The organism is Lyngbya sp. CCY1209 (assembly GCF_055795065.1).
The window spans coordinates 1-9338 of sequence record NZ_JAYFER010000471.1; the positions used below are offsets into that span (position 1 = coordinate 1).

8 protein-coding genes are annotated in these 9338 nt (G+C 51.7%); 4 read left to right on the forward strand and 4 right to left on the reverse strand.

The features are described from left to right. Positions 1–89: 89 nt before the first annotated feature. Both AC0QHF_RS15035 and chlP read right to left on the reverse strand, forming a co-directional pair. On the reverse strand, positions 90–620 hold the full coding sequence (locus AC0QHF_RS15035) for a GNAT family N-acetyltransferase (RefSeq protein ID WP_324705040.1): 531 nt from the start codon (positions 618–620) through the stop codon (positions 90–92). A 99-nt stretch (positions 621–719) separates the two neighbouring features. Continuing rightward, positions 720–1940, reverse strand: coding sequence for a geranylgeranyl reductase (gene chlP, locus AC0QHF_RS15040; protein ID WP_324705041.1), 1221 nt, complete (start codon positions 1938–1940; stop codon positions 720–722). Positions 1941–2195: 255 nt separating this feature from the next. Between chlP and AC0QHF_RS15045 the strand changes: the two genes are divergently transcribed. Continuing rightward, positions 2196–2405, forward strand: a complete 210-nt coding sequence (locus AC0QHF_RS15045) for a hypothetical protein (protein WP_324705042.1) — start codon at positions 2196–2198, stop codon at positions 2403–2405. Positions 2406–2596: 191 nt separating this feature from the next. Here the strand turns inward: AC0QHF_RS15045 and AC0QHF_RS15050 are convergent, their stop codons facing one another. Further along, positions 2597–3823 carry a DUF790 family protein gene (locus AC0QHF_RS15050; protein WP_324705043.1) on the reverse strand — a complete coding sequence of 409 codons (1227 nt, stop codon included), beginning with the start codon at positions 3821–3823 and terminating at the stop codon, positions 2597–2599. Between the two features lie 164 nt (positions 3824–3987). On the opposite strand from AC0QHF_RS15050, the gene AC0QHF_RS15055 reads away from it, so the two are divergent. Continuing rightward, positions 3988–4902, forward strand: a complete 915-nt coding sequence (locus tag AC0QHF_RS15055; protein ID WP_324705044.1) for an endonuclease/exonuclease/phosphatase family protein — start codon at positions 3988–3990, stop codon at positions 4900–4902. On the opposite strand, the gene AC0QHF_RS15060 is transcribed toward AC0QHF_RS15055, so the two are convergent. Continuing rightward, positions 4899–6008, reverse strand: coding sequence for an S-(hydroxymethyl)glutathione dehydrogenase/class III alcohol dehydrogenase (locus tag AC0QHF_RS15060; RefSeq protein ID WP_324705045.1), 1110 nt, complete (start codon positions 6006–6008; stop codon positions 4899–4901). The two genes, AC0QHF_RS15055 and AC0QHF_RS15060, sit on opposite strands and share 4 nt — an antisense overlap. Positions 6009–6177: 169 nt before the next feature. Between AC0QHF_RS15060 and dcm the strand changes: the two genes are divergently transcribed. After that, entirely contained in the window at positions 6178–7569 is a 1392-nt protein-coding gene (gene dcm, locus AC0QHF_RS15065) for a DNA (cytosine-5-)-methyltransferase (RefSeq protein WP_324705046.1), read from the forward strand. 228 nt (positions 7570–7797) lie between these two features. Further along, on the forward strand, positions 7798–9168 hold the full coding sequence (locus tag AC0QHF_RS15070) for an NCS2 family permease (protein ID WP_324705047.1): 1371 nt from the start codon (positions 7798–7800) through the stop codon (positions 9166–9168). The last annotated feature ends 170 nt before the right edge of the window (positions 9169–9338 follow it).

Sequence of the window (9338 nt, forward strand, 5' to 3'; positions counted from 1 at the left end):
TTCGGTTCCCAAACAGTGAAGCATCCCCCCCAGCCCCCCTTTGTAAGGGGGGAGAATATCTTTTCAAAGTCCCCCTTCGTAAGGGGGATTTAGGGGGATCTCTCCGGTTCTGAAGTCGCCATAAAAGCCTCGTGAAACGTGACTTCACCTTCGGGAAAATTTCCATTAAATGACAGGGCAAAAAAGACCTCTGGCGGCACGCCTTTATAACTGAGATCGGCAACATTCTCGAATCCAAATTTCGGATAATAATCCGGATGTCCGACCACGCAACATCCCTTCGCATTCAAACCCCTCAAACGCGACAGGCCTTCTCTGACCAGGGTTTTGCCGATACCTTGCCTTTGATGGGAAGGTAAAACGGAGAGGGGGCCGAGGCCGTACCAGTCCGGCGTTCCGTCGGAAATGACGACGGGTGAAAATGCGATGTGCCCGACGATTGAGTTATCCATTTCTGCGACGAGAGACACGGAAAGTGCTTCGGCGGCGCGGAGGGCGGTTATTATAAACTGTTCCGTATGTTGGCTGATCTCCAATGTTTTGAAGGCGGAGATAGTTACATCTGTTATAGCCTTCACATCGTTCTCATTTTCAGTTCTGATCATTAGTTTTTGATTCATAGGTCCCAACCGTCCTGTTGCCTATTACAAAATTTCCTCCCCGGCACAAATACCGGAGAGGAAAGGGTTTTATGTTAAAGAAAAATGGGCGATAATCGCTTAGGGAGCGAGGGCGTGGCCCCGCAGCAAGCTGCCCAAGGTTTTGGCGGTGATCTTCATCTGCACCAGGGGGTTTGCGGGGACGACAGTTTTATAGAGGTAGCTGTCGAATGTCATGCGCTGCACGTCGAGATCGGAGCACATTTCCACAAACGCTTCCCGACTCGCATCGGTGCGGTAGAACACCCGCTGCAGGATGTCGAGCACCAAATAGGTCATGCCGTACTGCTTATCCCAACGCTTGATATAAAGTTTCAAGTCATCTTCGGTGGGGATTTTCTGTCCGGCGTTGGAGGTTTCCACGATGGTTTCGGCGCACATCCGGCCCGACTTGGCGGCGAAGTAAATGCCTTCGCCGGAAGATTTGGTGACGGTTCCGGCGGCGTCTCCGACCAGGGCGACGCGGCCCACGACCCGGCGGGGGCGGGGATGTTCGGGGATGGGGTGGGCTTCCACTTTGATGATTTTACCGCCTTCGATACGCTGGGCGGCGCGGGCGCGGATGCCGGCTTGCAGCTTTTTGATCATCGCCTGGTTGACCTTCATGGTTCCGGTCCCGACGGCCACATGGTCGTATTTGGGGAAAACCCAGGCGTAGAAGTCGGGGGAGACGTCGTTGCCGACGTACATTTCGGCCCGATCTTCGTAGTAGGCCATTTTGTCTTCGGGGATGCGGATGCGCTCTTGGAAAGCGATCGCATAATTGTAATCCCCGGCGTCGATGGCCTTCGCCACGCGGGAGTTGGCCCCGTCTGCACCGATGACCAGATCCACTTTCAGGGTTTTGGCCGTTCCGACCGCTTTACCGCCGGAGTGGTCGTTATAGTGGATGGTGTAGGGGTCGCCAGTTTTGGTGGGAATTTCGAGTTTGTGAACCGTACCGTTGATCAGGTTGGCTCCCAGGGATTCGGCGCGATCGCGCATGAAGCCGTCGAGGACTTCCCGGCGGCACATCCCGATATATTCATCTTCATTTTCTAAATTGATGTCCACCTCGCGGTTGGAGGGGGAGATCATCTTCATTTTCCGAACCCGCCGGTCGATAATTTCGGGCGGCAGGTCGAACTCACTTACCATACACAGGGGGATAGCACCGCCACAGGGTTTGGCGTTATCCAGTTTGCGCTCGAATAAATAGGTTTCAATTCCAGCTTTTACCAGCGTTTCGGCCGCGGAGGAACCCGCAGGACCCGATCCGACAACAGCAACCCGTAGAGTCAAAGGTCCTCTCCCAAAATTTATCTCGTCAGTTACTAAGCCCAGATAGTAGCACGGAGTCAGTAAGCGGGGGGGCGTTCTTCTCAGAGTTGTGACGGATTGCAATAGAGCTTAACAGACCGTAACAATTTGGCGGGTCGGATGGGAAAAAAATTGACAATTGGCGCCCGATAATTGATAATTAGCCGTTTTTTCCCGGGCCCCCGTTTTCTGGGATACTGGAGGACGGGACACAATCAGGAGGCGATCGCGAACCCTATGGCATGGAACAACCCGGCCAAATCTGCCCCCACCATTGGCCAGCTACTCACCCAAATCCAGACATCGGGCCAATTGAGTTACGTCCAATATCTCCGGTTGATGTCGGCGATTTTGTCGGGAAATCAGATCGCCGACGCGGAACGCCACCAAATCAACCGCATTTTCGACCACGTTCAAACCGGCCGCATCACCCTCACTCAGAGTTAAATCAACGGTCCCCCCGTCGTTGTTGCGCTTTATGGCGATTACTATATCTATTGGCGATCCCCCTAAATCCCCCTTGAAAAGGGGGACTTTGAGGCGATTTTCGATTTTTTGACTGGATTACCTATTTCCCATTCCCTATTACCGATTACCGACTTCCATCCGCAGATTACACAGATTACACAGATTTTTCTCTATTCCCCATTCTCTTCGATCGCCTCTAATACCGATTTGGGGGATAATTTTCCTTTGAACCAGACGACTCGCGCCGGAATTCCGGTGGTTTTTACCCCCGCTTTTGCCAAATTTAAGCGCTCGGAAATGGCGAGGATTAAATGGTCGCAGTCGGAACGCCGCACCTGATAGAATTTCTTTTGCAGGTATTCTGGACGCCAATAGCCGACAATTTCTAATAAAAATACGCGGCCGTCGGGGTGCACCAGGCGAAAGTCGGGGATCATGACGCTGCCGGGGAGGGGAATTAAATCGACTTCCCGTTCCAGCCGCCACTCGGTTTTGAGGGACTGCCAGCGGTCTGCGAAGGACTGTTCGATCAGGCTGTCGTAGGGTTTGCCGGGGGGATAGTGGCTGACCAATTCGCACTCGGAATTGAGGGTGTATCGGCCGGTTTTGACGACGCGGGTGTAGGGATCTCGCTGCTGTAAGGTCGCTTGCAAACTCCACTTGGTGACGTGGAGTAATGCCGGGAGCATTTTTGCCAGGGCTAAACCGTAGCGGGTGCTGGGTTTGAAGAGGCTGGTGGGGCCGTCGAGGGTGAGGGTAAATCCGTGGTCGGCATCTCCTTCAATATAAGCCATGAGTTGAAATAATTTTAAGTATCGAAATAAAAGTTTATATTCTCCCGGATCGTTGCGATAGGCATTGATTTTGATCTCGCTGGCGCGGTAGAATATCCCTTGAACTTGGGAGAGATTGTAGCGGTGGATTAAGGCTTCGGGGGTGGGGGTATCGAATTGGGTTAAAATGCGGTTTTCGTGCAAGTCGGCATAGAGTCCAGTTTCGATTTCTGGGGGGGTGACATCTCGTTGGAGTTCTCGACTGAGTTGAACTGCCACTGCTTCTAAGGTTGTCCGAGTTGCAGGGGAGGACGGAACCCGTTTTGCGGCTTCTGAAAAAACCCGTTCTCGCAACTGTTGGGGTTCGAGGGGACTGACGATTTCAAAGGTGCAAAAGCTGCTGCGGAGGAGGTGGGCGAATCCCCGTTTGATGCGGTAGTTGGGGCTGTCCCCTTCGAGTTCTTGGAGTTGGCGGTTCAAGTCGCCTTGGGTGTGGTTGAGGCTGTTTTCAAACCGTCGGATGATTTCGGATGCGATCGCCAAATTTCCCGCGTCAATTCGCAGGCGGAGGGGGATGATGGTTTCTCCATTTTGTCGGTGACTGAGTAGATCCGTGGGTAACATAAAAAAGGATAGGGAATGGGGAGTGGGGAGTGGGGAGTTAGAGTTGGGTTGTACAGGGTTGATCGATATTTTTCAATTGTTATGCTGTCAATAAACGGGTAGAAATTATGAAACTTTTGAATCGCTTTTCATTGTCAATTGGTCAAATTTTCTCCTTTCTTTTTATGGCGGGAGTGACTCTCCTGCTGCTGATGTCCTTGGCGGGATATTTGGGCCGTTTTCACCTGTTATTTGAGTTGACATCCCATTTTCGGGTTCAGTACGCGATCGCCGCCCTAATTCCCCTGATCTATTTTACACTGCGACGACAACCCCGATGGATCGCGATTAGCTTGATTTGTCTGGCGATCAATTTGATGGAGATTGTTCCCTGGTATTTTCCGCAGCAATCTTTCGATAGCGTCAGTTCAAATACCCTGCGGGTGGCGGTGTCGAATGTCAATGCCAAGAACCGCAATTTTGACGCGGTGATTTCGTGGGTAAGGGAGGAAAATCCGGACATTCTGGCGATTGTAGAAGCCAATCAAGCTTGGCAAGAGGGATTGCAACCGATCCGCGATCGCTTCCCTTACCTGATGTTTGAAACCAGCCAAGATCGGCCGGGGATTGGCATCGCGCTATACAGCAAACTGCCGTTAAATAATGCGTCGGTTCAATTTATTGGAAATGAAAAAAGACCGACAATCGTCGCCAAACTGACCCAAAACAATCGGGAATTTTGGGCGATCGCGACCCACCCCACACCCCCGATCAGTAAATGGCTTGTTTCCGTCCGCAACCGACAACTGGAGGCGATCGCAAAATTTATCCCCACCTTGTCAGAACCTGTCATCCTCCTCGGAGATCTGAACATCACTATGTGGTCCCCCATCTACAAAAACACCCTGGGAAAAACCCGACTCCGCAACAGCCGCCGCGGGTTCGGAATCCTCCCCACCTGGCCGACTCGTAACCCCTATTTGCAGATTCCCATCGACCATTGTTTGGTGAGTCCGGAAATTCAAGTTTTGCAGATGCGACGGGGGCTAAATGTCGGTTCCGATCACCTGCCAATTGTCATGGATTTAGCCATCCATTAAAACGTCACAACGCTGCGAATCGATTTTCCTTCGTGCATCAAATCGAAGCCTTCGTTAATCTTTTCAAAGGGCAAAACGTGGGTGATCAAATCGTCGATATTAATCTTACCTTCCATGTACCAATCCACAATTTTAGGGACATCCGTCCGGCCCCTCGCGCCGCCGAAAGCCGTCCCTTTCCAAACCCGTCCCGTCACCAATTGAAAGGGACGGGTGCTGATTTCCTGTCCCGCCGGGGCGACGCCGATAATCACGCTTACCCCCCAACCTTTGTGGCAGCATTCCAACGCCTGACGCATGACATTGACATTGCCGATACACTCGAAACTGTAGTCCGCGCCGCCCTTCGTCAAATCCACCAAATAGGGCACCAAATCTCCTTCAATTTCCCGGGGATTGACGAAGTGCGTCATCCCGAATTTTTCGGCAATTTCTCGCTTGTCCGGGTTGAGGTCCACGCCGACAATCATATCGGCACCGACCATTTTCGCCCCCTGAATGACGTTCAATCCGATGCCGCCCAAACCGAAGACCACCACTTTAGAACCCGGTTCAACTTTCGCCGTATTGATGACCGCGCCGATACCCGTCGTCACCCCGCAGCCAATGTAACAAACCTTGTCAAAAGGCGCATCTTCGCGAATTTTTGCTACTGCAATTTCCGGCAATACTGTATAATTAGAAAAAGTGGAGGTTCCCATGTAATGATGGATCATTTTTCCACCTTGAGAAAAGCGACTGCTGCCGTCCGGCATTAACCCCTTTCCTTGGGTGCCGCGAATCGCCTGACAGAGGTTGGTTTTCATGCTGAGACAGTATTCACATTGGCGACATTCGGGGGTATAAAGAGGGATAACGTGATCGCCCGGTTTGAGGCTTTTCACCTCCGGGCCGACTTCTACCACGACCCCCGCCCCTTCGTGGCCGAGAATCGCCGGAAATAGCCCTTCCGGGTCGGCGCCGGAGAGGGTATAGGCATCGGTGTGGCAAATTCCGGTTGCTTTGATTTCCACCAAGACTTCCCCCGCTTTCGGGCCTTCGAGTTGGACGGTTTCCAGGCTGAGGGGTTGTCCGGCTTCCCAGGCGACGGCGGCTTTAACTTCCATGTTCCTTCTCTCGATAGTTCCTGTTTTTTTAGGGTATCAGAAAATGGCGAATCGAAACAATCGATTTGATCAAAATATTTCCCCCTTTGCGATGTCGAGTTTGATATCAGATATAATTGAAAGATGGAAACAGGCAAGATGCCTGTTCTACTATATTTAAAGAATGGGAATGCAAGCCAAGCAAATTGAGTGGTTTCATGGGGGGCGATCGCTGACGGCAATTAACGCCATTTTTCGACCCCAGTTTACCTTCGTGGATCTGTTCGCCGGCATCGGCGGCTTTCGGATCGCCCTGGAAGAATTGGGCGGCAAATGTTTGGGGTATTCGGAAATCGATCGCACGTCAATCCAAGTCTACCGAGACAATTTTATCCGATATTCCAATTTGGACGAAAAAGAGTTGGGAGATATTCAATTATTAAATAAACTCCCCTTTGATGTCGATATTATCGCGGGTGGTGTCCCCTGTCAACCCTGGTCGATCGCGGGAAAGTTGCGGGGTTTGAACGACCCGAGGGGACAGCTTTGGTTGGATACAATCAGGGTGATTACCTTGAATCAACCCAAAGCTTTTATCCTGGAAAATGTCCGGGGATTAACCGAACCCAGACATAAAGAACAGTTTGATAGTATCCTGGCTGCACTATCCGAGGCGAATTATGTCGTTAAATGGCGGGTTTTAAATGCCTTTGATTTTGGTTTATCTCAAGACCGCGATCGCGTGTTTATCGTCGGCATCCGGCGGGATATCAAAGGGGGGCAAAACTTCCAATTTCCCGAACCGTTAAATCGGCGACCCAAACTGTTCGAGTTTGTGGAGGGAGTCTCCAAGAAACCCGTCGTTAAAAAGAAGTTTTCGCCGCCGGTTTTATTTGGTGACAATATTCCCCCGTCTCGCGGGCGATTTCAAAAAACGGACGAACTCAACGATTTTTTCCTATTTTCCGACGTGCGAAACGGACAGACAACCATCCATTCCTGGGATTTGATCGCAACGAGCGATCGCGAAAAGCAGATTTGTGATATTATTTTAAAAAATAGGCGCAAAAAAATCTACGGCCCGAAAGATGGAAATCCGATCCCGTTTGACGGGTTGAAAGCGTTGATATCCGATCTGGAAATGGCGGAACTCGATCGCCTGGTTGAAAAGCGAATTTTGCGGTTTATCGAAAATCGGGGTTATGAGTTTGTCAATTCTAAAATCTCTTCCGGTATCGGCGGGGTGGCGAAAATCTATTTAGCCCACGCAGAGGCGATCGGCACTTTGACGGCGACGGGAACCAAGGTTTTTGTCGCTACCAAAACGTTTGATTGTCAGAATCCCGAGCGATATAAAATAGAATTTATTGAAAAAATCTACCGTCCCAAACATTATAAAGAAATCACCGCCCGGGATATGGCGAGACTGCAAGGGTTTCCGGAACCGTTTATTTTAGATAACAATCCCAGTCGGGCAAAAAAACAGTTGGGGAATGCCGTTCCCGTTCCGGTCGTCTATCATATCGCGCGATCGCTGTTGGTTTTGAATCCGTTTGGAAATGAGGTTCAAAACAGTTTTTAGTCGGGGGGAAGGTGCGATCGCGGGCGCTAAAGCGCAACAACGGTTATTAATATCCAATCCGCTTAAATATCCAAAAATCGATCCCCCCCAGCCCCCCCTTAATAAGGGGGGGATCGAGGGGGGCGGGTAAATAACCGGATCTGATATAACGTTTGTGGGCGCTAAAGCGCAACAACGGTGTGATAAAGTATTGGGAATCAATTAGCATTTGGTTTTCAACTGACGGCTATGACCCCAGAACCCGATCGCGCCCCGGAAAAGGAAACGGCGATCGCCCGTTTTTTCCAGTTTCGGCAACTGCAAACCGACTTCCGCACCGAAATTATGGCGGGGGTGACAACCTTCGTGACGATGGCTTACATCCTCGCCGTCAACCCGGACATTCTCTCCGCCGCCATCTTTTTAGAAACCCCCGGCGATCTGTTCGGAGAAATCGCGATCGCCACCGCACTATCGGCCGCGATCGCAACATTAATTATGGGATTATACGCCAAATATCCCTTCGCCCTCGCCCCCGGAATGGGGCTCAACGCTTACTTCGCGTTCACCGTCGTCCTCAAACAGGGAATTAGTTGGCGAGTCGCCCTCGCCGCCATTTTCATCGAAGGGTTAATCTTCATCGCCCTCACCTTCGGAAATATCCGCGCCCAAATTGTCACCGCCATCCCCGCCAGCATCAAACACGCCACCGCCGCCGGCATCGGCTTATTTATTGCTTATATCGCCCTTACAAACACAGGATTAATTGTCGCATCCGAAGCCACAACAACCGCCCTCGGCGACCTCAGCCAACCGGTTATTTTGGTCAGTTTGGCGGGAATTTTCATCACAGCCGCGTTTGTGGTCCGCCGCATCACGGGCGCCCTGTTGTGGGGGATTTTGGCGACGGCGTTGTTGGGGTGGATTTTGGCGATCGCCCCCTGGCCGGAAGCGGTGGTGGCTTTGCCTCAATTACCCGTGGATTTAGCGGGTCAGGCCTTCGTGGGTTTTAGGGAAATATTTCGAGGGAATTTTGGAGAATTATTGACGGTTTTATTCGTGTTTCTATTTGTCGATTTATTCGATACCGTGGGAACCCTGACGGGGTTGGGAATTAAAACCGGTTATATCGGCGCTGACGGCGAACTTCCCCGGGCGAGTCGGGCGTTTTTAGCCGATGCGGTGGGAACCACCGTCGGCGGCATTTTGGGAACCTCGACGGTGACGACTTATATCGAGTCGGCGTCGGGAATTTCCGAGGGGGGACGCAGCGGACTGACGGCGATCGCGGTGGCGGTTTTGTTCCTGCTTTCGACCCTGTTTATTCCCCTGCTGGCGGGGATTCCGTCTTTCGCCACCGCCCCCGCTTTAATCATCGTCGGGGTGTTGATGATGGGCGGCGTCCGTTACATCGCCTGGGACGATCCCGCCGAGGCGATCGCGGCTTTTTTGACCTTATTTATTATGCCCCTCAGCTATTCCATCGCCGACGGTTTGGCGGCGGGTTTGATCGCCTATCCGATTTTGAAAACCATGCAGGGCAAGTTTCAGGAAACGACCGTCGCCATGTGGATTTTGGCGGCGGTTTTCGTGTTGAAATTCGTGGCGATCGGCGGGTGAATGCCCTCACCCCCGACCCCTCTCCCAATTCTGGGAGAGGGGAGAATTTTTCAAGATATGTTACGAAATAATGCGCGAAAATCCTCTCCGTTCAAAGCCCCCAGAATTGGGGGTTTGGGGGCGAGATACAGCGCTGGGTGCCGGGAAAAAGCCCCCAGAATTGGGGGTTT

Bases quoted from the DNA above. Each gene is read 5' to 3' on its own strand.
- AC0QHF_RS15035 (WP_324705040.1), bottom strand. From the start codon at position 620: ATGAATCAAAAACTAATGATCAGAACTGAAAATGAGAACGATGTGAAG.
- AC0QHF_RS15045 (WP_324705042.1), top strand. From the start codon at position 2,196: ATGGCATGGAACAACCCGGCCAAATCTGCCCCCACCATTGGCCAGCTA.
- AC0QHF_RS15050 (WP_324705043.1), bottom strand. From the start codon at position 3,823: ATGTTACCCACGGATCTACTCAGTCACCGACAAAATGGAGAAACCATC.
- AC0QHF_RS15055 (WP_324705044.1), top strand. From the start codon at position 3,988: ATGGCGGGAGTGACTCTCCTGCTGCTGATGTCCTTGGCGGGATATTTG.
- AC0QHF_RS15060 (WP_324705045.1), bottom strand. From the start codon at position 6,008: ATGGAAGTTAAAGCCGCCGTCGCCTGGGAAGCCGGACAACCCCTCAGC.
- dcm (WP_324705046.1), top strand. From the start codon at position 6,178: ATGCAAGCCAAGCAAATTGAGTGGTTTCATGGGGGGCGATCGCTGACG.
- AC0QHF_RS15070 (WP_324705047.1), top strand. From the start codon at position 7,798: ATGACCCCAGAACCCGATCGCGCCCCGGAAAAGGAAACGGCGATCGCC.